Annotated in this window: 20 protein-coding genes; 5 read left to right on the top strand and 15 right to left on the bottom strand. The window is 42.4% G+C overall.

Features of this window, described 5'->3' with window-relative positions:
* Nucleotides 1–9 precede the first annotated feature (9 nt).
* The 4 genes from ALKIM_RS0100695 to ALKIM_RS0100680 form a co-directional block, all read right to left on the bottom strand.
* Entirely contained in the window at nucleotides 10–2370 is a 2361-nt protein-coding gene (locus ALKIM_RS0100695; protein ID WP_044117655.1) for an ABC transporter permease, read from the bottom strand.
* A 68-nt stretch (nucleotides 2371–2438) separates the two neighbouring features.
* Nucleotides 2439–3137: an ABC transporter ATP-binding protein gene (locus ALKIM_RS0100690; protein WP_026472993.1), complete on the bottom strand. Its 699-nt coding sequence runs from the start codon at nucleotides 3135–3137 to the stop codon at nucleotides 2439–2441.
* A 148-nt stretch (nucleotides 3138–3285) separates the two neighbouring features.
* A complete protein-coding gene (locus ALKIM_RS0100685) occupies nucleotides 3286–4536 on the bottom strand; it encodes an efflux RND transporter periplasmic adaptor subunit (protein ID WP_026472992.1) in 1251 nt (416 codons plus the stop codon).
* A gap of 34 nt (nucleotides 4537–4570) precedes the next feature.
* The gene (locus tag ALKIM_RS0100680) at nucleotides 4571–5932 is read right to left on the bottom strand and encodes a TolC family protein (RefSeq protein WP_084555760.1); all 1362 of its coding nucleotides are present in this window, start codon (nucleotides 5930–5932) and stop codon (nucleotides 4571–4573) included.
* Nucleotides 5933–6311: 379 nt separating this feature from the next.
* Here ALKIM_RS0100680 and ALKIM_RS0100675 point away from each other — a divergent pair, with 379 nt between their 5' ends.
* Together ALKIM_RS0100675 and ALKIM_RS0100670 are read left to right on the top strand one after the other, a co-directional pair.
* Nucleotides 6312–7679 (top strand): sigma-54-dependent transcriptional regulator, encoded by a 1368-nt coding sequence (locus ALKIM_RS0100675; RefSeq protein WP_026472990.1) that lies wholly within the window; start codon nucleotides 6312–6314, stop codon nucleotides 7677–7679.
* Nucleotides 7669–9018 carry a sensor histidine kinase gene (locus ALKIM_RS0100670; protein WP_026472989.1) on the top strand — a complete coding sequence of 450 codons (1350 nt, stop codon included), beginning with the start codon at nucleotides 7669–7671 and terminating at the stop codon, nucleotides 9016–9018. The genes ALKIM_RS0100675 and ALKIM_RS0100670 overlap by 11 nt, the downstream gene beginning before the upstream one ends.
* Here ALKIM_RS0100670 and ALKIM_RS0100665 read toward each other — a convergent pair whose 3' ends face one another.
* The 9 genes from ALKIM_RS0100665 to ALKIM_RS0100625 form a co-directional block, all read right to left on the bottom strand.
* Complete coding sequence (locus tag ALKIM_RS0100665) at nucleotides 9019–10938, bottom strand: M1 family aminopeptidase (RefSeq protein ID WP_026472988.1); 1920 nt, start codon at nucleotides 10936–10938, stop codon at nucleotides 9019–9021.
* A gap of 42 nt (nucleotides 10939–10980) precedes the next feature.
* Nucleotides 10981–11739, bottom strand: coding sequence for a tetratricopeptide repeat protein (locus ALKIM_RS0100660; RefSeq protein ID WP_026472987.1), 759 nt, complete (start codon nucleotides 11737–11739; stop codon nucleotides 10981–10983).
* 34 nt (nucleotides 11740–11773) lie between these two features.
* On the bottom strand, nucleotides 11774–13615 hold the full coding sequence (locus ALKIM_RS0100655; protein WP_052345167.1) for a BatD family protein: 1842 nt from the start codon (nucleotides 13613–13615) through the stop codon (nucleotides 11774–11776).
* Between the two features lie 147 nt (nucleotides 13616–13762).
* Nucleotides 13763–14425 carry a tetratricopeptide repeat protein gene (locus tag ALKIM_RS0100650; RefSeq protein WP_044118049.1) on the bottom strand — a complete coding sequence of 221 codons (663 nt, stop codon included), beginning with the start codon at nucleotides 14423–14425 and terminating at the stop codon, nucleotides 13763–13765.
* A gap of 35 nt (nucleotides 14426–14460) precedes the next feature.
* Nucleotides 14461–15501 carry a VWA domain-containing protein gene (locus tag ALKIM_RS0100645; protein ID WP_026472984.1) on the bottom strand — a complete coding sequence of 347 codons (1041 nt, stop codon included), beginning with the start codon at nucleotides 15499–15501 and terminating at the stop codon, nucleotides 14461–14463.
* 43 nt (nucleotides 15502–15544) lie between these two features.
* Complete coding sequence (locus ALKIM_RS0100640; protein WP_026472983.1) at nucleotides 15545–16537, bottom strand: vWA domain-containing protein; 993 nt, start codon at nucleotides 16535–16537, stop codon at nucleotides 15545–15547.
* Between the two features lie 84 nt (nucleotides 16538–16621).
* A complete protein-coding gene (locus tag ALKIM_RS0100635; RefSeq protein WP_044117653.1) occupies nucleotides 16622–17671 on the bottom strand; it encodes a hypothetical protein in 1050 nt (349 codons plus the stop codon).
* Nucleotides 17672–17676: 5 nt separating this feature from the next.
* Nucleotides 17677–18543, bottom strand: coding sequence for a DUF58 domain-containing protein (locus ALKIM_RS0100630; protein WP_026472981.1), 867 nt, complete (start codon nucleotides 18541–18543; stop codon nucleotides 17677–17679).
* A 100-nt stretch (nucleotides 18544–18643) separates the two neighbouring features.
* Nucleotides 18644–19639: an AAA family ATPase gene (locus ALKIM_RS0100625; protein WP_026472980.1), complete on the bottom strand. Its 996-nt coding sequence runs from the start codon at nucleotides 19637–19639 to the stop codon at nucleotides 18644–18646.
* Nucleotides 19640–20120: 481 nt separating this feature from the next.
* Here ALKIM_RS0100625 and ALKIM_RS0100620 point away from each other — a divergent pair, with 481 nt between their 5' ends.
* The gene (locus tag ALKIM_RS0100620; protein WP_044117652.1) at nucleotides 20121–20324 is read left to right on the top strand and encodes a (2Fe-2S)-binding protein; all 204 of its coding nucleotides are present in this window, start codon (nucleotides 20121–20123) and stop codon (nucleotides 20322–20324) included.
* On the opposite strand, the gene ALKIM_RS0100615 is transcribed toward ALKIM_RS0100620, so the two are convergent.
* The gene (locus ALKIM_RS0100615) at nucleotides 20317–21534 is read right to left on the bottom strand and encodes an S-adenosylmethionine:tRNA ribosyltransferase-isomerase (protein WP_026472978.1); all 1218 of its coding nucleotides are present in this window, start codon (nucleotides 21532–21534) and stop codon (nucleotides 20317–20319) included. The genes ALKIM_RS0100620 and ALKIM_RS0100615 overlap by 8 nt on opposite strands.
* A 195-nt stretch (nucleotides 21535–21729) precedes the next feature.
* Here ALKIM_RS0100615 and ALKIM_RS0100610 point away from each other — a divergent pair, with 195 nt between their 5' ends.
* A complete protein-coding gene (locus ALKIM_RS0100610) occupies nucleotides 21730–22779 on the top strand; it encodes a DUF2027 domain-containing protein (protein ID WP_026472977.1) in 1050 nt (349 codons plus the stop codon).
* Between the two features lie 35 nt (nucleotides 22780–22814).
* On the opposite strand, the gene ALKIM_RS0100605 is transcribed toward ALKIM_RS0100610, so the two are convergent.
* Nucleotides 22815–24035 carry an amidohydrolase family protein gene (locus tag ALKIM_RS0100605; protein ID WP_026472976.1) on the bottom strand — a complete coding sequence of 407 codons (1221 nt, stop codon included), beginning with the start codon at nucleotides 24033–24035 and terminating at the stop codon, nucleotides 22815–22817.
* A 250-nt stretch (nucleotides 24036–24285) separates the two neighbouring features.
* On the opposite strand from ALKIM_RS0100605, the gene ALKIM_RS0100600 reads away from it, so the two are divergent.
* On the top strand, nucleotides 24286–25176 hold the full coding sequence (locus tag ALKIM_RS0100600; RefSeq protein ID WP_235714349.1) for a DMT family transporter: 891 nt from the start codon (nucleotides 24286–24288) through the stop codon (nucleotides 25174–25176).
* Nucleotides 25177–25178: the final 2 nt, after the last annotated feature.

Here is a 25178-nt window from a genome sequence, read left to right as displayed (position 1 = left end):
AGCAAATGGTTATTCGTATCGTAGTGCTTCTACAGGATTTCGTCTGGCCGATTTCCATGATTGCAATGAGACTGTTACCAGTGCAATGCCCATTGCCAAAATGCCTGCCAATACAAAAATCCACCAGTTCAAGTCGGTTTTATAGGCAAAATTGTTCAGCCATTTATGCATTACATATAGGGCTAACGGTGCGGCAATTATGAAGGCAAGAATTACCCATTTCAGGAAATCTTTGTTAAGTAGCAGGAGCACTTCCCCAATGGTGGCGCCATTTACTTTGCGTATGCCTATCTCTTTCACTCTTTTTTCTGTTGCGTAGTGCGACATGGCAAATAGGCCCATGAATGCCAGAAACAATGCAATGCCCATACCTACCGATACCGTTCTCGATGCTGTTAACTCTGCTGTGTAGAGTTCGTTGTATGAATCATCCAAAAAGGTGTATTCAAAGGGAATATCAGGATTGTACGTTACCCAGCTGGTATTAAGGGTCTTTATTACTTCTGAGGGCTTTGACGCAACTTTTACCAATATGTAGTGCCAGGCTCTTAACTCATCATGTTGCTGAAGCACATACACCTGTGGGTCAACATCTATGTGTAATGACTTTGTATTTAAGTCTTTAATAACACCCGCAATGGTTACCCTGCTTTGATCCAGCAAAATAATCTGTTTGCCGATTGGATCAGTAATTTCCATAACTCTTGCTGTCTTCTCGTTTATAAGGCATTGCGATGAGTTTCTGGTGGCTTCGTTAAATGGGTTTGTGCCTTCAATAATATGAATGCCCATCAGATCAATGTAGTTGTAACCAACCTGATTAATTTCTGCTAGTATTTGTGCATTCGGATTATCATCAGTTGTTATCGGATTGCCGTTGTTCCAATCATGCGGCAGACACGACTTTATGGTGATGTCCTTAATGTTCGGGTTGCGAAGCATTTCCTGACGAAATGCTTCATAACTTGAAGCAATGTTGCGCGGCTGAAAACATATAACTTGTTCCTTGTCGAATCCCAAATCTTTCTGATGGATGTAGTTAAGCTGTTTTTTTATAATGATGGACGAGGCAATCAGAATGATGGATGCCGCAAATTGTCCCACCACCAATGTACGCTGCAGCACGGTAATTCCACTTCCATTGAACTTGCTTTTTAAAATTTGCTGTGGGTTAAATCTGAGGATGTAGAGCACCGGAAAGATACCTGCCAACAGGATGGTGACGAGCATTAATGCACCTGTAAACAGATATATCCGGTAATTGGTAAAATCTATGGCCAGATTTCCGTTAGTAAGTTGATTAAAAAACGGAAGAGCCGATGTGGCAATGATGAAAGCCAATAGCGTTGCCAACAGGATATAGACAGATGTCTCAATAATTGAATTCATGAACAATCCAGGAACCGATATGCCATTGATCTTTTTTATCCCAATTGCTTTGGCCCTTTGAAACGAGGTTGAAATAAACAAGTTGATAAAATTGATGGTTGCAATGGACAGGATCAGAAGGGCGATGGATATAAAGATGAAAACCATACGGCGGTCGCTGGTTACAACGGCATCAAATCTTATATCCTTTGAAAAGTGAATATCAGTTAATGGCTGAAGAAAATGAGAAACATTATATTGTTCATATAGAGGTAAATGCCTGTATGAAATCTCTGTTATACTTTGGGCTAGTTTTTCTATATTTGTTCCCTCTATTAATCGAAGATATGCAATAACATTGTCACTTCCTTGCCATTCTTTGTCACCTATCCAGTTTAAGTTCTCGTAAGGTACCGCAATCCTGAATTTAAGGTGTGAATTTTCAGGAACATTCTCCATAATTGCACTAATCTGAAAATCTTGTCCAAACACCTGGAATATCTTTCCAATGGCCTCCTCATTTGGGAAGTATTTGTCTGCAATGTATCGGTCAACCACTATTTTGCCAGGTGCATCAAAGCATCTTTCTGCATTTCCAGCTTCAAGGGCAAAAGAGAAAAAGTTGAAAAAGTTCGTGTCACATACTATCACATTTTCCTCATAGGCCGATATGTTGTTTGCTTTCACCAGTTCTCTTCTAAAATGTGTTACTCTGGTGTACTCTTCTATTTCTGGGAGTACTTCTTTTGAATCAATAGCCGCTGCTCCAAAGTCTGAACCCAAAATTATCATTTCGTTATTTACAAAGATGTTTCGGCAGATTCTGTAAATCCTATCGGCATCTTTATGAAACTTGTCAAAGCTGAACTCATTCAAACTCCATAAGCCAATGAGCAATGCAACAGCAATACCTACAGATAGTCCTGTTAGGCTTAATATACCAGTGGATAGGTTCTTACGAAACGTCCGGTAAATCTCTTTAAATAGAACAATGAATTTCATAATATCATTCTTTAGATTTTATTCTGTATGGTATCTCTATCACATCACTCATTAATAGCATCATTTGATTAATGTAGTACTTCGCCAAGCTGTTTCTTTACTTCCTCAGTAATTATTTGGCCGTCAAAAAGGTTAACGGTGCGGTGTGCAAATCCGGCATCGTGAAGCGAGTGGGTAACCATCACGATGGTGGTGCCTTCCTGATTAAGCTCAGAGAGCAGGTGCATTACTTCAAGCCCGTTTTTAGAATCCAGGTTACCGGTAGGTTCATCGGCAAGTAATAGTTTGGGTTTGGCAACAACAGCGCGTGCAATGGCAACCCTTTGCTGCTGTCCGCCTGATAGCTGTTGTGGGAAATGCTTGGCGCGATGGGAAATATTTACCCTGTCGAGCACATGTTCAACCATTTCTCTGCGTTGTTTTGCATTGATGTTGAGGTACAACAGTGGGAGTTCAACATTTTCGAATACATTCAGCTCATCGATGAGGTTAAAACTCTGAAAAACGAAGCCAATATTGCCCTTGCGAAGGTTGGTGCGCTGGCTCTCTTTGTATTTGGCCACATTAACGCCGTCGAAGAAATAGTCGCCACCATCGGGATTGTCAAGCAATCCAATAATGTTAAGCAAAGTTGATTTGCCGCAGCCCGAAGGACCCATCACTGCCACAAATTCGCCGTTTTTCACCTCGAAGTTTACACTGTTCAAGGCCATGGTTTCAATTTCCTCTGTGCGGAAAATTTTTTGAAGGTTGTTTGTTCTAATCATGGTTTCTTTTTTTTTTAGAGATTTGGAACGGATTGCCTGTTACCGGCCGTGCCCGGTTCTAATCTCTAAGGTTTTATTTGGTTTCTGTTTATTGTTCTGATATAATCAGGATGTTTTTTTCTTTACGCAGTGGTTCAGTCATTTAGAGTCATCTTACCTCAATTCGCTCGTTTCTGCCAAATATCTCATAGCTATTGGTTATAACGCGTTCTCCAGGTGCAAGACCATCAAGCACTTCGTAGTAAAGCGGGTTCTGACGTCCTATGCGTATTTGTCTCTTGGTAGCTGTTTTCCCTGATTCATCCAGCACAAACACCCATTGTCCGCCAGTGCTCTGGAAAAAGCCGCCACGAGGAAGTAATATCGCATCTGTAGGCTGACCAAGTTCAAGTCTTAAATGGTAGGTTTGTCCCGTGCGTAAATTGTCAGGCGTTTGGCCGTTAAACCTGAAGTCAACCTGAAAGCGACCGTCGCGCACCTCGGGATACACCTTAATCACTTCGATGCTAAACTGACGATCCTGACGTTCGAAGCTGGCAGTAAGGTTTTGTCTTACCCTGTCGATATAATGTTCATCAATATGAGCTATTATTTTATAGTCATCAAGTATATGAAGTATGCCGATGCGCTGGCCACGATTTATGGATTGACCAATTTCGATGTCAAGACTTCCAAGTTGACCGTCGGCAGGCGCCTTCACGTTAAGGTTGTCGAGTCGGTTACGCACTATGGCCAAGTTTTTTTGCATGTTGAGCAGACTGGCATCCATGTGAATTCGTTGGTTTTCGCGAAAAATCGAATCCTGAACCATTCTTTCGTATCTTAGTTCGCGATCGCGGGCTGCCAGTTCAAAATTCTCTTTGGATAGGAGATAGGCTTCGCGAGAGATGAATCCTTTTTCGAACAGGGCCACATTCTGCTCATAATTCCGTTTCATGCGCATCAAATCATAGTCAATGTTGAGCAAGTTCTGCTTGTTGCTTATTTTTTGTTGCTCCATATTAATCAGCGTGTTGCGGAGTTCATTGGTTTGATAGGCAAGTTGCGACTCAGTGTTAAGTATTTGCAGGTTCAAATCATTGTTTTCCATACGTATAATGACATCACCTTTTTTTAGTATTTGACCCTCTTCTGCAACTTTTTCAAGTACTTTTCCGCCCTCTTCCACATCCAGAAAAATGGTTGTATTGGGCATTACTGTTCCAACAACCGAAATATAGTCACGGAAACTGCCACTTTCAACTGTCGAAATGGTCAGTCTTTCCGCATCGGCGCGAAAAGTGGAGGTGCCGGCCGATACAATCGCTTTAACTGCAAACACTGCTACAATTAACCCAATGACTAAGTAAAGGATGGTTTTGGGTTGCAGTCTTCTTTTCTTTTCTATTATTCTGTCCATGATATGTTGTTTTAGGCTTTAGATACTACTCTCTTCAAACATCTGGTGTAACTTCTTCAATCATTTTTGGGTTGCCGGTGTAGAGTTGAACAATTCGTTTCTGAAGTGTCCAACTGTATTTTGCCATCAACTGGCTGGCCTTGGCCTGCATCAACAGGTTTTGTGCATTCATAAATTCAGTTGTATTTATCATCCCCAACCTAAAGCGCTCCTGATAGCTGTTGAACGATTGTGTGGCGAATTTTAAATTGTTGGATGCATTTTCAAATTCAAGATAGCGACTTTCGAGCATTAAGAGCGATTCTTCGAGTTCTCTGCGCACCATTTTCTGCATGCTTTCCAGCGAGTACACAGCCGTTTTAACGTCGATATGGCTCATTTTTATCTGGTAGTTGTTCCGTTTTCCGTTAAATATCGGAATGTTGATTGTTAAACCCACCGCCGGATTTCGATAATTGTCAAACTGTGTTTTAAAAGGAGTTTGTTTGCCATCGGGAAGCGTATCGGTTGAGAAAAATCCGGATGTATAGCTGCCATTAAGTGTCAATGAGGGACTCATCTGTCCGCGGGCCACCATAAGTTGCCTGCGATAAAACTCCAGTTCATGCTCCTTTTGTAATAGGGATGGGTAGTAGTTTGTTGTTAAGCTAAAGGCTTTATCTACAGTGAGATTTGAAAGATGTGGTTCACCCCATTGCAAGATGGCATCCACCGGTTCAATCCTCGTACCCGATGGAAGTTCAATGAGTTGTGAGAGTTTAAGTTGCAAAAGCCTGTAGCTGTTTTGGGCCCTGTTGAGTTCCAGTTTTGCCGATGAATGCAAAGCGTTTATTTCTGCCTGTGCTACTGCTTCTAATCTGCCGCTTGCTATCAGCGCTTCAATGCGTTGAACCTCTAAATCGATTATCTGCATCTGCTCCTCGGCAATCGTCACAAGATCTTTCTGATACAGCAGTTGAATGTAGGTTTCAGTTACTTCCAGCTCAAGATTTATAGCCTCCAGACGCGTGCTCTCATGGGTTGCCAAGCGGTAGAATCTTTTCGCTGCCATGGTGTTCTGCTTGGTAAATCCTGCAAACAGATCGAGCGAACTGCTGATGCCATAAGTTGTGCTGTGCGTGGTACCCGATTCAATCTGGTTGTACTGGTTGGTGGCTCTCTGAAAGTTCATGTTCGAGTTTGACCATCCATTTACCGATGGTGCCATGCTCCAGCGACTCTGACGGTGATCAAGAACAGCTTTCTGCTCCACGTTTTGCCTTATTTTCAAATCCAGATTATGTGTCATGGCATGTTCTACGCATCGCTCAAGTGTCCATGCTTCATTCTCCTGTGCTGTTGACGTAATAATACTAAATACCATCATTAGCCATACTGTATGTTTCAATCTAATCATAATAGGTAATCTTTATGTGTGTTTCCTGTTCGGACATTCAGGTATAAACTAAAGATGTGCCAAAGTTTGTAATGTCTTGTAAATGAGAATGTAATTGCATTGCTTCTTACGGTGGTGTCAAGATTTTTGACATAGGCTGTTAACTTTTTATACAATTTCTTTTTAATCGCATTTTTTTAGGATGTTGTATATGATTGTGTTAGCTATATAATGCGTGTTTGGTTCAATTTTAGTATCTCACTTTTTGATGAGATGGGTACTTTACAGCTCGCCCTGGTGGTAAATTTTATCGCTTAGCCAATGTTTGTATATCTTACAAAGAATCTTTTATCAATTTATTATAAATTGCATCTAAATCCTTTACATTTCACCGGTAGTTATGAAACAATGCAATATTTTAGCTGTTGACGACAACAAAAGTGTGCTTAGCGCACTCGATTTACTTCTAAGCAGCAGGTGTAAAAAGTTCAAAGCACTTCATAGTCCAAACCAATTACTTTACGAGTTGCAAAACCAAACTTATCACCTGGTTCTGCTTGACATGAATTTCACTGCCGGCATCAACACAGGTAACGAAGGGTTGTATTGGTTGCAACGTATTCTTGAATATGATGCCGAAATGGGCGTGGTAATGATTACGGCTTATGGCGATATAGAATTGGCAGTGCAGGCTGTGCGTTTGGGAGCTCTCGATTTTATTCCAAAGCCTTGGGATAACAACAAGCTTTTGAATACCATTGAGTCAGCCTGTAAACTGTCGGTGACGCGAAAAACTGCCAGTGCAAACAACCCAGTCAAGGCCAATCTTACCAGTGAAGCGCCTCTACCCACCTTCCAGACCGACTGCCCCTCCGCTGCATGGCAACGCATTATGGAAGTAATAAAGAAGGTTGCAGGCACCGATGCCAATGTGCTTATAACAGGTGAGAACGGAACCGGAAAGGAGCTGGTAGCGCGCGAAATTCATCGCCTCTCAGCCAGAAGCAACAAAGTGATGGTGAGTGTGGACATGGGTGCCATATCCGAGACGCTTTTCGAGAGTGAACTTTTTGGACATAAGAAGGGCGCCTTTACCGATGCCCAAGCCGATAGAACCGGAAAAATTGAAGCGGCCAATCAGGGTACTCTTTTCCTCGATGAAATTGGAAACCTCTCATCGGCCATGCAGGCAAAGCTGCTTACGGTATTACAAAACCGCGCTGTTACCAGGTTGGGCGAAAACACGCCCATGCCCGTTGATGTGCGCCTTATTTGTGCTACCAACTGTAATTTGCAAAGTATGGTTGCCAACGGTTCTTTTCGCGAAGACCTTCTCTATCGTATCAATACAATACAAATCGAAATTCCTTCCCTACGCAACCGATTGGAGGACATACCGGTTCTGGCAACTTTCTTCCTCGAAAAGTACAAGTCGCGTTATGATAAACCATCCCTGCGTATTGCCGATGATGTTATGGCGCGTTTGCAAGCGCATAGCTGGCCAGGCAACATTCGTGAATTGCAACATAGCATCGAGAAAGCCGTTATTCTTTGCGATGGAAACCTAATCAGGTCAAACGATTTCATTTTTCATAAGGAATCACCAACAATGACTTTTGGCGATGCAGGAGGTACCCTCGAAGATATGGAACGCAAACTAATTGCCGACGCCATTGAGCGGCACAGTGGAAACTACACAATGGTTGCCACGCAGCTTGGCATCACGCGCCAGACGCTTTACAACAAAATCAAACGGTATGGTTTATAAAAACTACAATCTGCAATTGGCGTTTCGAACACTGTTTATCATACTTACCGCTTTTACTATTGGGCTGATGGTAGGGATGGGGGCAAACCTCCTGCTGGTGGCAACCTTGTTTCTGATACTGGCTTTCGAGGTTTTGTATTTTGTGCGTTTCGTGAATAATACCAACCGTAAACTCGCATTTTTCATCAGAGCTGTAAAAAACAACGATACTTCGCTGGTGTTTCCCGATTCTACCGGAAGCAAAGTGATGAACGAGTTGCATGAGAGTTTGAATGGCCTTAATATGGTTTTACAGGATATTCGCATTAAAAGCCAGGTGCGTGAGCACTATTTCCGCGAGATTTTACAACATATTGCCATCGGTGTAATTGTGTTTAACGACAAGTGGTTTGTTCTCAATACCAACGAAGCCACAAAGAGTTTGTTTGGCCTCACAACTTTCACTCATTTGTCTCAGCTCGAGCGTGTGGATGATAAGTTTAAACAGGAGCTTTTGTCGATAGGTGACTCCTCTGGCCGTCTGCTTGTGTTGAAGAAACGCGACGATTTGGTGCAGTTGAGCGTGCGTAGTTCCACATTGAAGCTCAAGGACGAAACGCTTACACTCGTCACCTTGCAGGATATTCGTGGTGAACTGGAGCGCAAAGAGTTGGACTCATGGCTAAAACTTATTAAAGTGCTTAACCATGAAATAATGAACTCCCTTGTACCTGTCACCTCCATTGCTCAATCTCTTAGAGATTTATGGAAGGAGCGAAGTGTAAATGGAAATGAGTTTATTCCCGGAAATTCTGAAATTCAGAAAACCATCGAAGGTCTTGATGTGATTTCGGAACGTGGTGAGGCATTGATGCGGTTTGTGCAGGGATACCGGATGTTTACGCGTCCTCCCGAAGTAAATGTAAATTCTGTGACCATCTATGCTTTTTTCGACAGACTAAATATTCTGCTGTCGCCACTGCGCGAGCAGTTCAAGGTTACTTTACGATTCCATTATCCCGAAGATGATTTTTCTGTTTTGATGGATGAACAGCTTATGGTGCAGGTTATCATTAATTTGGTGAAAAATGGGGCAGAGGCTGGCCTGGGCATATCCAATTCGGCTATTGATGTCTCTTGTAAACGATTGGGACTTGACCAGACTGAAATTGCCGTGGCAGACAATGGCCCCGGTATCAGTGAAAGTATTGCTGCCGAGATATTTGTGCCATTTTTCACTACAAAGAAGAATGGGAGTGGAGTTGGTTTAAGCCATTCGCGTCAGATTTTGAGGGCGCATGGTGGTTCCATAACCTGTCGTTCCAAACCCGGCGAAACCATATTTTTTGTTAGGTGGTAGCTATTTACACGAAAACGATAGTCTTATTTTTCCCGCACTGGTATCAAAAACGGCTACGTATATTCCCGGAATAAGATTGTGCGACAGAAAGTAGTCGGTGATTTGTCGCTGACGTATGTGTAGTTTTCCCACTGTGTCAAAAACATCAATTTGATATATTGTTAGTGTCTCTGGTTTATTGATGAATACAAAATCCTTTGCAGGGATGGGATAAAGTACTATCTCATTACTTTCCGAGGGTTCTCCGGACATCTGCCTTACCACATTGTTGGCCGATATCACATCAAACTCCGGGTCGAATTCAATATCAACTACTTCTCCCTTTACCGGAATGGTAAATGTTTCGTTGTTTGTGCTGTGCCATACAACAATGTCCTCTTTTTCTGAATTGTGCTTATAAGTGAGTCTCAATTTCAATAGCGCTTCAAAAAATGAGACCGAAGTTGGAACCGATGAGGTTTGATATACTTTAATTTTTAATGTGTTGGAAGAGGAGTGATGCCATCCAATCTCATATTGCGGGTATCCTTCTGAATATACCCAATTGTTGAAAAAGAAGGTTAAATCAGTTTTTGCAGCCCTTTCCATGTGATGTTTTAAATCCTCGGTGACGGCATACCCGTAGCTTAAATCTGGATCGTTCAGATAATTCCTCAATCCGGTGAAGAAAATATCGTCGCCAAGTGTATGCCTCAGCATGTGCACAACCATCGCACTTTTTTGATATGATAGTCTGTAGTCAAATATCCTTGCATCGGTTAAATCCTCTTTGCGATGAATGTATAAGCTGCCTCCCGGATAGGCTGTTATATCTTTTACAAGGTTTTTCTTGAAATTAATGAAACTCTGTTTACTGATGTTTTCAAAATACAAAGCCTCAGCATAGGTGGCAAATCCCTCGTTAAGCCAAATGTCGCTCCATGAGCCGCAGGTTACCTGGTTGCCAAACCATTGGTGTGCCAGTTCGTGCGCAATCAGGTCGGTTTGAAACGAGCCCATAAACGAGATTGTGGCATGCTCCATGCCACCACCCCAGCCAAATTGGGCATGTCCGTACTGTTCATTCCTATATGGATATGGGCCAAAAACCGATTCAAAAAATTCCATTATCTCTACAGTAATGGGAGTGTTTTGCCTGGCTTGTGATAAACTTCCCGGGTAGATGTAATTGACGATTGGAAAGGCGTCCGCACCGGTACCTACTGTGTGCCAATATACTTCATATTCTGCCACTGCAATGGCAACCAGATAGGCCGGAATGGGGTATCGGTGCTTAAAAGCAGTTCGCTTTTTGCCATTTGAAATGGTAGTAGCACCTTTTTGAACGCCATTTGAAACTGCCGTGTATTGCGATGGCGCAAAAATTATGACGTCGATGCTGTCTATTTTATCATTCAGACTTTGTTTGCATGGCCACCAATCCTTTGCGCCGTATGGTTGCGAAAGCGTGTATAGTACCGGTTTCCGGGCAATGTTGGTGGTGGTAAAAGCTTGCTGGGCGCGGGGTGGCTGTCCAGAGTATGTAATTGATAGTGAATCTAATAAGTCAGAGTTTAAAGTTTGTGGCAGTTGAATGGTTAGCAGGTCATTTTCGTGTGTGAACAACAATGCCTGTTGCCGCATGGTAACCTGAGTCACGTTGAGTTGGTTAGCCAGTTCAAAGGTTATGGCCTGCATGGATGAAACAGCTTTGAACCATGTTGTTACCTCTCCAGAAATCCTGTATATGGCAGGATCTACTTCCAGTTCCAATCTCTGGTAAACCACATCATAGTTTGCAGTCACATTTTTCTCGACAAATGCATGCATTATAGAATAACGTTCAGCTTCCATTTGCGCCATCTGACGACGCGCATCAGAACGCTTATCGGGCGATAGTAGCGTGAGAAGTAAAACAAAAGGGGTAAAAAAGTACCACATCTTTTTTACCCCAAATTAATTATCTTTTTGTTTAATTGCAACCTAAATTACCTCAAGATGTGAGGCATGAATCCAACCCACATTGCCATCTTCAATCTCTACTTCGAGCCAATGACCAATGGTTTGCAGAATTTTTACGCGGGTGCCCTCATGCAAAACAAAAAGCTCTGTGCCACCTGCTTCCGGGGCGCTTCGCACTGTTACCGATGGCGAAAATACGATGGCTCTGTTGCGATTTATGAGTCTATGCTTCTGGTTGTTCGAGAAAGCAAATGTGATACCCGATGCAAGAACGGCTAACACCGCAAGAAAAAAAGTAAGCTTTCTGACGAGGATTGTTTTGGCAAAAAAGTAAAATAAAAGTCCGGCCAGAAACAGAATGAAGGATACAATCGAAATTATTGCCCAGGTATCAGAATCTGTGTTGTTCCTCAAATTGGAAAACCATCGGGCAAGAAAAAACTCTCCAACGGGCTCTATCTTGTCAGTAATTTGACTGTAGGCAAGATTCAGATTGTGCCTAATGTCTCTGTCGTGGGGCGTCAAAAGCAATGCTCTTTCGTAGTTAAGTATTGCCGAAGGCAGCAAACCTTGTCTGTAGTATGCATTCCCCAGATTGTAATATACATAAGATGATTCAACGCCTGATTTTAATATCTCTTCATAAGCTTCGATGGCTTCCTCATACTGATTTTCGGTATAATAGCGGTTGGCTTTCTCAAATCGGTCATCATTGGCAATTACAGCCAACGAGGATACTATAAAGAGTGTGGTGATTATATGTTTCAGGTACTTCTTCATGGTGTCAGTAATTTAAAACTCCTTAATGCTGTTATTATGCCTTGCGTCTTTTAAGCTGACCTTCAAGTTTGCTTATGGTATCCAGTGTTTTGCGATAGAGCTGGTCGCGCTCCTGATGGTCGTTTTGTGGCGCATATCTGGCATATTCACATGTGTCAATTATTCCGAGGAATTCATCAGAGAGTTCGGCTTGTGCACCGCTGCTGATAAGTATAGACCGCGCGTTATCTTTATTCAGTTTGGCTGTTGGAATGGCCAATTTGTCACCGGTATATCCCCAAAGAGCACGCGAAAGCTCCTCGTAGAAGCCTTCCTGGTCGCCCTTTTTCAGCAAAATGGCCGATTTTTTCAATCTTTTTAGGGCAATGCGATTCGCTTTTCTGGTTTTCACCTTTTGCATATCGGCATTTTCTTTGATGCGCCGTTGGTTAAGTACAAAAATTATAAGGAACATAACCAGAGGAACAATATACGCAAGGATAAACCAGGTACTTCCAAACAGGAAGGTGTTTACCGGACGGAGAACTACTGTGCCGGTTTTTATGAAACGAATATCCTGCCCAAGTAATCGTACGTTTTCACGCGTATTGTTGATGCCGGGCGAAGTGGCTGCGGCTGCGCGGTCTTCAGTGCCTGTGCGTTCAACATTTATGGTAATTGGCTGACTCTTTAATGTCTGGTAACGTCCTGTGCCTGGATTGAAATAGCTATACTCCACAGGTGGAATTTCAAATGTGCCTGAATGTCGCGGAATAATCAGGGTTTCCACCGTTCGTGTGCCACGTCCGCCTTGCGCTGTCTGCGTGATGTTATTGGTTACTTTTGGGTCGAATGTGTCAAAATCGTTTGGAATTTTGAACTCTGGATTGCGCGCCAAGCGATGATTTCCTGTGCCGGATATCACAGCTTTCAGAGTGATGCCATCGTTTACCCGTGACTCAGTTTTAGATGCTGTTACGTTGAGGGTGATGTCACCTACTATACCGGAAAAGCCTGCCGGACGTGGTGATGGCAGTGGTTTTACATTAATGGTAAGGTTTTTAGCGCTTACCCGACGTTTAACGGTGCGATAGCTGTCAAAAAAATCGCCAAAAATGCTTTGAGATTGTCGGGCCTGGCGCTGACGAATCATAAATTCGATGGAAGCGCCTTCGATGGTATGGCGTCCAGACGTTTGAGGATATACAACCCGCTGACTAAATGTACCTACTCTGTAGGTACGGCCATCAATGTTTTGCATGGTCCATTGGATGTTTCCTGATTGGCTTTCCAATTCCTCTACTACAAAGTTTCGCAGTTCAGGCTGTCGCACATCCGATATTCCTTCCAGATTCACCCGTGTGTAGATGCGGGTGGTGATAAGCACCGGTTCATCCTGCCACACTTCTGTTTTATTAGCCGTCATGGTAATGTACAAGTCTTCGTCTGATACGGCACCATCGTCGCCCGCACTTGACTGGCGCTGTTGCTGAGGTTGTGTGGCCGACTGAGAATCGGCTTTAATCACTTCTATTTTTAAAGCATTACTTTCCAGGCGTTTACCATCTACTTCTATGGTGGCAGGCGGTATAGCAAAGGTTCCGGTGTTATCGGCCCTTAGAATATAGGTAAAGGAATATGTAACGCTTCTGCTCACCTGGTTGTTTACAATCTGTACAGACGAACTTTGCGAGGTACTTGGCCCCATCAATATCTGGAAATCGGGAATGTTGGGAACACGTAAATCGGAAGCTTCCTTGTTTACGGTATATACCAATTGAAACCTGCTTCCCTGCACCACCGAGGAGGGCGCAGTTGCTGTAAGTTTTACCTCTTGCGACAATGTGGGCATCATCGCCAGAAAGAATATCGTGATATATGCTAAAATGCGCTTCATGTGTGCAATCTCATTTGTTTAATTCAAATCATCTGCCTGATAATTAAACTCCAAAATATTTGATTGGGATTGAGGTTGAATTTCTGACCATACTCATTCCTCAATTTTATCCAAATGGGGGAGTTTATCACCATATATCTGGTAAAATTACCAATTTTTCTCAATCCTAACCGGTTGTTGTTGCTGGTGCCGGTTCATTTTTTCCATTAGTTCACGTTCGTCCTGTTCAATTGCTTCCAAAAGTCGTTCCGCATTCTCACGACTCAGCCCATCACTTTCCTGCTGTTGCTGCTGCTGTTGTTGTTCTTGTTGCTGCTCTTGCTGCTGTTCTTGTTGTTGCTCTTGCTCCTGTTCCTGTTGTTCTTCCTGCTGTTGTTCTTCCTGTTTATCTTTTAATTTCATGGCAGCAATGAGATTGTAGCGTGTTTGGTCATCTAGTGGGTTCAGCCTGAGTGACTTTTTGTATGCATCGATGCTATTGTCCAGTTGCTGTCCATACAAAAAACCATTTCCCATGTTATGATAGAGTTTTGCCAGTTGCTCATCGTTGGCAGCAAAAGGCACAGTGGCCTGAAGTTGCACTACTGCATCTTCATACTTCTCCTGACGAAAAAGGGCTGTCGCCAGGTTATAGCCTGCTTCAAAAGAGTTTGGTTTCTCTTTTAATGCTTCTCTAAACGCGGCTTCGGCCTGGTTATACTCATCTTTTTCCATCAATTCGATGCCTTTGCGCACATGGCGCCGCTCATTCTGGGCATTTGATAATATGGCGCCAAAAGCTAAAAGTAATGTCAGAACGATATATTTCATATTCAGTCCGTTTAATTTAATCTCATGGGTCATTGCTATGCTTCCTTTTTCTCCTCTACGGTAAATAAATCGATGTTTTTTAGCAGGCGGTTCTTGCGCTCAAGAATCATAAAATCGATAATCAATATAAAAAGAGCCAACAAGGCGAGATATTGGAATTGATCCTCAAAATCGGTGTACACCTTGGTTTCAAAATCTGCTTTTTCAAGGTCCGATAGTTCATTCATTAGTTTATTGATGCCTGCCCGTATATTATTTGCTGGTATATATTCTCCGTTACCGGCGGCAGCAATTTGTGCAAGCATTTGTTCGTCCAGTTTGGTGATGACCACGTTGCCGTCTCTATCGCGCAGGAAGTTGCCTGTGCCACTGAGCGGAATGGGGCCACCATCCGGAGAGCCCATACCTACTGTATACACTTTAATCCCTTTTTCGGCAGCTTTTCTGGCTGCTCCCACAGCGTCATCTTCGTGGTTCTCACCATCGGTGATTACAATAATGGCGCGATTTACCTCTTCGAGTTCGGTAAACGAGTTAATGGCCAGATTGATTGCTGCGCCAATGGCTGTGCCCTGGGTTGGTACAATATCTGTTGTAATATTTGAGACAAACATTTTTGCCGATGCATAATCTGAGGTGATAGGCAATTGAGTGTATGCCTGCCCAGCAAAAACAATTAGCCCGATGCGGTCGTTTACAAGGCGATCGGTAAGTCGAATAATGGCTTGCTTGGCCCTTTCGAGACGGCTTGGTTCAATGTCTCGGGCATTCATGCTGTTTGATACGTCGAGTGCCACAATTACTTCGATGCCGGACCGTTGCACAGTTTGCAGACGGGTGCCAAACTGAGGCGCAGCAAGCATAAAAATGATTGACATCAGCGCCAACAGAAGCAGATAAAACTTAGCCACCGGCCGGAATATGGATACATCCGGCATTAGGTGTGAGACCAGTTCCGGGTTTCCAAAGCGCTTTAATGCTTTTCTTTTTTGCAGAGTGAAAAGCAAGTTCAGAAAAGCCAGTGCTGGTATAAGTAATAACAGATAAAGATATTCCGGATTCCCAAATCGAAACATATCTCTCTTTTTTAGATGCAGTTAATATTAAAACTTAATGTATCTATGGCAGCGTTCTAAGGATTGTATTTCTCAGAACAATTTCTGCCAGTAAAAACAGTAGCGCTAAAAGTGCAAATGGTAAAAACTCTTCTGAATGTCTGGTGTATTCCTGAACTTCTATCTTATGTTTTTCCATTTCATCAATCTCACGGTAGATGCGTTCGAGTGCGGTGCGGTCGGTAGCCCTGAAATATTGGCCACCGGTGATATCTGCAATCTCCTGAAGCATCTCTTCGTCAATTCGTACCTCCATATTTTGAACCTGTTGTCCAAATACCGTTTGAATGGGAAAAGGAGCTGTTCCTACAGTACCCACGCCAACGGTGTAAACACGTACACCAAAGGTTCGGGCTATCTCAGCGGCTGTAAGAGGGGCAATTTGTCCCCTGTTGTTCTCACCATCCGAAAGTAAAATGATAACCTTACTCTTTGAATCGCTGTCCTTTATGCGATTTACAGCAGTGGCCAATCCCATTCCAATGGCTGTACCATCTTCGAGCATGCCGGTGCGCACATCACGGAATAGATTTATCAACACGTTGTGGTCAAGCGTAAGAGGGCACTGCGTGAAACTTTCAGCAGCAAAAATAACCAGTCCAATTCTGTCGTTGGGTCGTCCTTTAATAAAGTCGATGGCTACTTCTTTGGCCACTTCCATCCGGTTTGGCTTAAAATCCATAGCCAGCATACTTCCCGATATGTCAAGCGATATCATAATATCAATACCTTCGGTGGTGACATTGCGAAGCTGGTTAGTGCTTTGCGGGCGCGCCAGCGCCAGGATGATTGATGCCAGCGCCAGGCATCTGAGTGCAAACGGAATATGGCGGAAATATGTTTTTCTCGATTTCCCTATTTTACTGAAAAATTTCAATGAGCTGATCTGAAGCGATGCATTGGCGGTATGCTGTTTCCATATATACCATCCAATCATTGGTATCAGAATCAGGAGCAGATAGAAATATTCAGGATGCAGAAATGAAAACTTGAACATGGTTTACTCCTTTTTAACACGGCGCGACAATGCGCACTGGTTTATGTTTTTTATTTATTCCTTGTATATCAGAAATGTAGATACCTATTTCTTCTGTTCAGATGTTAGTTCTTCAGCTTTCTCGTTATCTACTGATTTTTGCGCGGCTTCTTCAGGTGTAAGCATCTCTTCCTCCTTGGTTTGGTTCACAAAAAAGTAGGCTGTGATAAGACTCATATCGTTTTCATCGGGCAGTGGTTCATACTTGGCAAACTTGGCAAGGTCAGCCGTATTAAGCACACGTTCCACTTTTTCGTACAGCTTTTTGTCTGGAAGATCAGTTTTTCTGAGGGTTTGCAATATCTCATGCGAGGTTTGCTCCATGGCCGGAAAATGATACCGCTCTTCCATATACTTACGCAATGTATCGGTCAGTTGTGAATAGAACTGCTTTATCTGGCCGGTCTGCCATATTTTATTGTTTTTAATGCGATCCAGTTCGCGCAACGCCACCACGTGAGCCGGTTCCTTGGGTTGTTCCTTAAAGAATATCTCTTTTAAAGGTATTTTTCTGTTTTTCCAGAAATACCAGCCTCCGTAAGTGGCTGCTGCTAAAAGTATCAGAAATAGTAACCAATACCTGAATCGCCACAGCTCTTTTATTATAAACGGAAGATTAAATGGTTCTTTAAGGTCAAAGAATCCTTTTTCAGGATCCACATCTACAAATGGATTTACTACCATCAGAGCCAGTGAGTTGGATTGTGCGCTGCTTTGCATCTCTCTTTCGATGTATTCGAAACGGATGGGCGGGATGTAGTGCAATCCACTGTCAAATGATGTGACAGTGAACATCTGGGTAATTGATAGTCTGTTGTTATCAAGGCGGATGGTATCACGCGCATGTGTGCGTACAATCTCCACGTTGGCAGTAACCGTATCGGTGAGATGCGGAAAAGCCACTAGTAAATCGGCTGGTTGATTCACCTGCAACGTCAGATTCATCTGCCCGCCTATAACCATGAGCGTGGAATCCAGCGCCGCGCGCACTGAAACTGTTTGTGCTGCAGCGTTATGGCCTGCCACTGGCAAAATCAGAACCATCAGTAAGGTGAAAAGATGTTTCACGAGTATATTTCTTTTTCTTGCTGACATAGTTTCTAAATCCGTTTTTTAAAGAGTGACATCAATGCCTTCACATAATCTTCATCGGTACGTACCGATACATTGTCCACGCCACATTTTGTGAAGGTGGTATTGATTCGCTTTTCATTGTCGGTCCACCATTGATTAAACGCGTCACGTGTTTTACGGCTCGATGTGTTAATCCACTGGCTTTCGCCTGTTTCAGCATCTTTAAACTGAACAAAACCAACATCGGGCATAACAGTTTCGCGTGGGTCGTACACCCGTAAGGCAACCACATCATGTTTCTGATTGGCAATTTTCAATGCATCTTCAAATTTGTCATCAATAAAATCGGAGATAACAAATGTGGTGCACCGTTTTTTGATGGCGTTGGTGAGGTATTTTAAAACACCGGCGATATCCGTGTTGCGCTCTTCGGGTGTAAAACTGATAAGTTCGCGTATGATGTGCAGGATGTGTTTTCTCCCTTTTTTGGGCGGAATGAATTTCTCTACTCTGTCGGAAAAGAAAATTACCCCTGTTTTGTCGTTATTTTGAATGGCAGAGAATGCCAAAACGGCAGCTATTTCGGTAATCATGTTTTTCTTAAAACGCCAGGTAGTACCAAATTCACGCGACCCGGATACATCAATCAACAGCATCACGGTCATTTCCCTCTCCTCTTCAAAAACTTTTACGTAGGGATGATTAAAGCGTGCTGTTACGTTCCAGTCGATGTTACGGATATCGTCGCCAAACTGATATTCGCGCACTTCACTAAACATCATGCCGCGGCCTTTAAACGCGGTGTGGTATTCCCCGGCAAAAATATTGCTGGAGAGACCACGCGTTTTTATCTCAATTTTACGTACTCGTTTTAAAATGTCGGTTGTTTCCACAATGAATCGATTGTAGTGTTACCTAATTGCTCATGTTGGCGGGCACAATATGTTGCGCCAGCTAACGCTGTATCTGTTTCTATGGTTGTTTTCCTTGTTATTAAGGTACTTCAACCGTGTTCAGAATTTCACTGATGATCTCTTCGGATGTTACATTGTTGGCCTCTGCCTCGTATGACAGACCAATACGGTGGCGCATCACATCGTGACAAACAGCTCGAACATCTTCCGGAATCACATATCCACGTCGTTTGATAAAAGCGTAAGCTTTTGAGGCCATTGCAAGGCTGATGCTGGCGCGTGGAGAGGCTCCGTACGAGATCATATCCTTGAACTTTTCCAGTTTATAGCTCTCAGGAAAACGAGTGGCAAAAACGATGTCAACGATATATTTTTCGATTTTTTCATCCATATAGACATCTTTCACAACTTTTCTGGCTCTGATAATGTCCTCAGGTTTCAGAATTTTTGATGCTGTTGGGAATACTTGTGCCAGATTGTGACGGATGATGGCCTGCTCTTCATGTTTTTCGGGGTAGGTGATTACCACTTTAAGCATAAACCTGTCTACCTGCGCTTCGGGCAGTGGATAAGTTCCTTCCTGCTCAATTGGGTTTTGGGTTGCAAGTACCAGAAATGGCTCTCCCAACTTGTAAGTTTTGTCGCCAATGGTAACCTGACGCTCCTGCATGGCTTCAAGAAGGGCACTCTGTACTTTTGCCGGTGCGCGGTTTATTTCATCGGCCAATACAAAATTTGTGAAGATTGGCCCTTTTTTTACCACAAACTCTTCATTTTTCTGGCTATAGATCATTGTACCCAATAAGTCGGCCGGAAGCAAGTCAGGTGTAAACTGAATTCTGCTGAACTTGGCATCCACAATGGTAGCCAATGTGTTTATTGCCAGCGTTTTTGCAAGACCCGGAACACCTTCGAGTAGAATATGCCCATCAGATAGAAGGCCGATGAGCAGACTTTCTACCAGGTGTTTCTGTCCCACAATGACTTTATTCATTTCAATGGTTAGCAGATCAACGAATGAACTTTCCTGTTTGATGCGTTCATTAAGTTCTTTAATGTCAACAGTTTGATTCATGATTTTATTGTTTTATCCGTTTAACGAATGATATATTTCTGTTTAATTTCCTCAAAAATAGAACTAATAACGGGTAATAGAGAAAAGAATGGTGCAAAAATATTCGGCTTGCCGCCAGAATGGCGCATTATTTTTGCGTTGATGTCTTATCAAGAATTGTTCCATTTTTTGTGGATACACCTATTGTTATCACGTGGCGTATGTTTATTTTTATGCTCTGTGAATATAACAGATACTTAAATTTAAATTGAGGTATAGCAAACAGGTTGAGTAATAGTATCCGTTCGAGTACATGACATTTTAATTGTCTGAATATAATGATGGTTATTTTACCTTTTTTATAACAGCAAATTGTTGAGATTGGTAACTGTAAGTCGATGATAATTCGTGTTAAGTATGCGAAGTTCCTATCTCTGGCCTATGTTTTTTGATATTTAGAAAGCAGTTTTACCCGGTAATAATCTAATAAAAACCTATAGTAATGTTTGATGATAAAGATTACGTTTGCAGGCATTTGCAACTGACCAAGGAAGACTTGATTCACATTATACGCGAAAAGAGTCTTACATCGTTTCAGGAAATACAGGATGAGACCGATGCAGGTACTGTTTGCGGTACTTGCGTGGCCGATGTTGAAGAAATTTTGAAAGAGGAGCTGGAGCGTCAACGGAACAACGCTAAGTAGCGCTATCCATCAGCAGAGAGCTGTCACCATAACTCAAGAATCTGAAATCATTTTCCAGTGCATAGGCATATACCCGTTTCCAGTTTTCTCCCAGTAGTGCTGCAATTAGCAACAGCAATGTGCTTCTTGGCTGATGAAAGTTGGTGATAAGCCCATTGATTATTCTGAATTTATAACCTGGGGCTATCATAATGGTTGTAGTAGCTTTATAGAGGGCCAGATTCTCCTCTTGTAATTTTGTAATGAGGATATTCAAGGCTTCTTGCATGGAGATAGTGGTGGCATGTTCAAACCCGTCCCATTGGTTTATTTGATGCCAAGGCTGCCCGTTGGCAAGTTTTACCGCGGCCCAGAAAAGAGATTCAAGTGTGCGCACACTGGTGGTACCAACCGCAATAATATGTCCTTGGTGCGCAGCCATCTGCTTTAACACATCAATGGATATCTGAAAATGCTCTGTGTGCATTTCGTGTGCTTCAATGCTATCCGATTTCACAGGTTTAAAAGTGCCGGCTCCCACATGAAGCGTGAGTTCAAGTCTTGTAATGCCCTTGGCATCAAGCTGATTCATCACTTCGTCCGAAAAGTGCAAACCTGCAGTAGGCGCTGCCACAGAACCTTTTTGTCTGGAGTAAATGGTTTGATAGCGTACCGTATCAATCTCTTCCGAATCTCTTTCTAAATATGGAGGAATAGGTGTTTTACCCATTGCATCCATCACATCGGAGAATGTTAGCCCTTTGTCCCAACTGAATCGGATTATAACACCATCGTTTAGTTTTTTGATAATCGATGCTCTCACAGTCACTTCACCCTGTTCGGTAGTTGCAGACGCAAATACGTCTCCTTCTTTCCACTTTTTTTGATTGCCAACCATGCATATCCACTCTACTTCAGTGGTTTGTTGAAAAGCAAGTGCGGCATCGGCCGGCTGATGAGGCTCCAAACAGAATATTTCGATGCGCGCACCTGTAGGCTTGGCAAAAAGCATGCGTGCCCTGATAACTTGTGTGTTATTGAAGATGAGCAGTGCATTCTCTGGTAGTTCGGCAGGTAAATTGGAAAATACAGTGTTTCTGATATTTTGGTCTTTGTATATCAGAAGTTTGGATTGATCCCTGTTTTCGAGAGGATATTTGGCTATTCTCTCCTGTGGCAGATTATAGTCGTACTCGTTTATGTTTATTTGGGATGTCATCTTTCTACTCATCTGTATCTTTTTCAAATGCCGGTTGTGAACCAAAATGTGTTTTAATAGAAATATCGTTATGATCGAAAACAGAAATTGGCAATCGTTTTCGAGGGCTGTAAAATTAATTAACTTTGTTGCAACTTTAACAATAGGGCAGATTTATCTGCTCATTTACCCGTACATGAATTGTAATTTTCGATAAATCATATAGCCATGAAGGTAGGAATAGGCGACCGTGTAAGGTTCTTGAATGAGGTTGGCGGTGGCATTGTCACCCGCATCGAAGGGAATTTGGTCTTTGTAGAAGATGAGGATGGTTTTGAAGTACCGTCCCCGGTTTTTGAAGTTGTTGTTGTGGAGCAGCGCGCTGATATAAAATCTGCTACCCATACTTCGCCTGGCGCACCACCTAAAATCCAAAGTGTTACGGAGGATGTTTCTGAAAAAGAAGCCTATCACGAAGAACTGGAAGAAGAGGGACATGATGATTTTTCGCCTTCATTGTATTTGGGTTTCATCAAGTCGGGCAGTGTAAAGGGTGACGATAAACTCGCTGCCTATTTTATTAACGACAGCAATTATTACTGCACATATCTTATTTCTCAGCGTGGCGACGATGGTTATATGTATGCCATGCAGCAAGGTGTGATTGAGCCAAACACCAAGCTGCCCCTTGTTGAAAAAACACCCCAGGAACTTGATACCTCACTCGATGTTCAAATTATTCTGTTCAAAAAGGGAAAGCCGTATCCTGTCCTGAAACCGGTATCCAATACCATTCATGTTAAGGCCAAGCGTTTCTTTAAAGACAATAGTTTTGTTGCCAACGATTTTTTTCATCAACCGGCCGTGCTTCTGTCAATAATTAAGAGTGAGTTGGAGCAGAAGCTTGAACTGCTCACCGAACGCGAAGCTGCTGCCATTATCAAAGAGAAGGAGGCAAAACCTGCTCCAAAGGTTGAGAAGCGCAAAAACACTCCTGAGTTGTTAGAGGTAGATTTGCATATTCATGGATTGCTGGATAACACTTCGGGGCTCTCAAATGGTGAAATCCTGAATATACAGATGGATCGGTTTAATGCTGTGATGGAGGCCAATAAAGGAAGTAAAGGGTTGAAGATAGTTTTTATACATGGCGTTGGTAATGGCGTTTTAAAAACTGAGATTCGTAAAGAGCTGGAGCGAAGGTACAAAGGCTACTATTTTCAGGATGCATCATTTCGTGAGTATGGATATGGCGCAACCATGGTTATAATGAAGTAGGGGATGAGTTACTTTGAATAGAGGATTTTGAAGAGCTAAATAACTTCATGTCTGGCCGTTAATATAGGGAAACGGTGTATGTATCGTCCTCGCAGTTGATGTGAGATTATCAACTGTTCCTCTGATATTACCTCCCCGTTGAGTATTAATGTGGAGATGTCCTGGCGCAGCAAAGACGTATTTGCGCCATCGGTCTTAATCTGATCCGGAACTGTGGGATTCCATACTATGATGTCAGCATCTGCTCCCGGGTTGAGGGTTCCTTTTTGCGGGTATACGCCCAGAAGTTGTGCCGGACGGGTAGCAAACATATCGCATAGTTTTGGCAGATATTGTGCAGGTTTGTTGGTCTGTCCTATCATCTCCATTATGAATGAAGGATTTTTGCCATTCTCGATAAAATAGTCGGCAGTGTTTTCTGGCAAAGAAAGTGCCGGAGAGTTTAAAATTATATTGGGATTGCTATGCAGCTCTAATATATCGTGAGTGGTTATGCGTTGATGAAAATGAGAAGCTGTTTTTCCCGGTGTGATGGCCGCATATACATGGTCATTATCCTTAAATGCATATAGTTCATCTACTTCGTCCATCGATGAAATATCTGTAATAAGCATCTTTACACCTGCTTTTTTCACGTATGTTATTATCTCCTGCAACCTGTCCAGGTATTTCCTGAAGGCATTTTCTCTCAACATTTGAATGTTTGCCTTAACCGATGCTGTTTCAAGAATTAGCAGAAAGTCAAGTTTAGATGCCTTGCGTAATATGTGATCCAGCTCGCCGGATAAAAGTTTGTCAACATATTTCCAGCGCAAATGAAATGAACTGATGCCCTCATGTAAAAAGCATTCACTTAATTCTTCGATGCCATAATCGGAACAGCACGCTGCGTCAAGGTGTAACCCGTAGTCGGCCACAATAGGTTGACAATTTAATTTCACCTTTTCGATATACTCATTGTCGTAATTGGTCGATTTAAGTTTCAGTATGTCAATTAAAAATGTGGCTCCTTGCGATATGGCTATATAAATTGCAGAGTGGGATGTTTCATCGTCATCTTTCAAAAATGGACATCTTAAATGTAGTAAGCCCGGTAACAAGTATTTGTTGTAGGCATCAATTATCTGAGTATCCGGAGTTGGGAGGCGCAATTTCTTACCCATATCGATTATTCTGTTATTCCCAATCAGAATGTCTCCTTTGGTGATGGTCATGTTATTGACTATGTACCCATTGGTAAGAATTGTGTATTTCATACGATATGTGAAATAATGTTTAACTAATTACTTCATTTAACTCAGGATGGTTTTCATTATTATAAATTTATATGAATTTATTATGAAAGGCAATAGCCTAAAATTAAAGCACAACTCTGTTATTCTTAATTTCTGTAATTTATCATAAAGAAACATGTTCTGGTCTGTGATTGGGATTTAAGCTAAATTATAGGTTCTTTTTAGGGATATTGAAACCATAACCCTACTTTTGCCTGATAAATTTATAGTGATGATTTGGTTGTTTCTTACAGTTGCGTCAGCTTTCTTTTTGGGGATTTATGAGGTTATTAAAAAGCATGCCCTCAAAGACAATGCTGTATGGCTTGTTTTACTTTACAGTACATTCAGTAGTGCCATCATTTTTATTCCCTTGGTCTTTTTATCATATAATGGAACAATGGGTTCAGACAGTATGCTTTATATACCCGTAATTACTTTTCGGGAGCATATGATGATTTTGCTGAAAACTGTCATTGTATTGACCTCCTGGATATTTTCATATTTCTCATTGAAACATCTTCCAATTACCATAGCCTCGCCAATACGTGCCACTGCGCCTGTTTGGACGCTTTTGGGTGCCATCGTCATCTATCGTGAGCAACTCTCATTGGTACAGTGGTTTGGCTTGCTGATGACTTTTTTCTTCTTCTTTCTTTTTTCATTTGCCGGACGGCGTGAAGGAATCTCTTTTCGCAACAACAAATGGGTTTGGTTTGCTGTTATGGGAACGCTCTTTGCCTCTGCCAGTGCGTTGTTCGATAAGTTTCTGATTCGTTCGGTTGACCGAATGGCGGTGCAGAGTTTCTTTTCAATTTACCAGGTGGCTTTGCTTATACCTCTGGTGTTTGTGATCAGACGTACCATGGCCAATCCATTGCCGCTAACGTGGCGAATGAGTATTCCCTTAATTGGCGTATTTCTGGTAATTGCCGACTTTCTCTATTTCTACGCGCTTGATTTTCCCGAATCGCTTATCTCTGTGGTCTCTGTATTACGAAGAGGCAGCGTTATTGTCTCTTTCTTTTTTGGCGCCATTCTGTTTCGCGAAGTCAACATCAGCCGGAAGGCATTTTTGCTTGCCGGGATATTAATCGGTATTGTTGTGTTGATGCTGGGTTAGAT

This window comes from Alkaliflexus imshenetskii DSM 15055 (assembly GCF_000517065.1).
Taxonomy (GTDB): domain Bacteria; phylum Bacteroidota; class Bacteroidia; order Bacteroidales; family Marinilabiliaceae; genus Alkaliflexus; species Alkaliflexus imshenetskii.
Note: the sequence above shows the minus strand (reverse complement) of the source record. Positions and strands in the feature narration are given on the sequence as shown.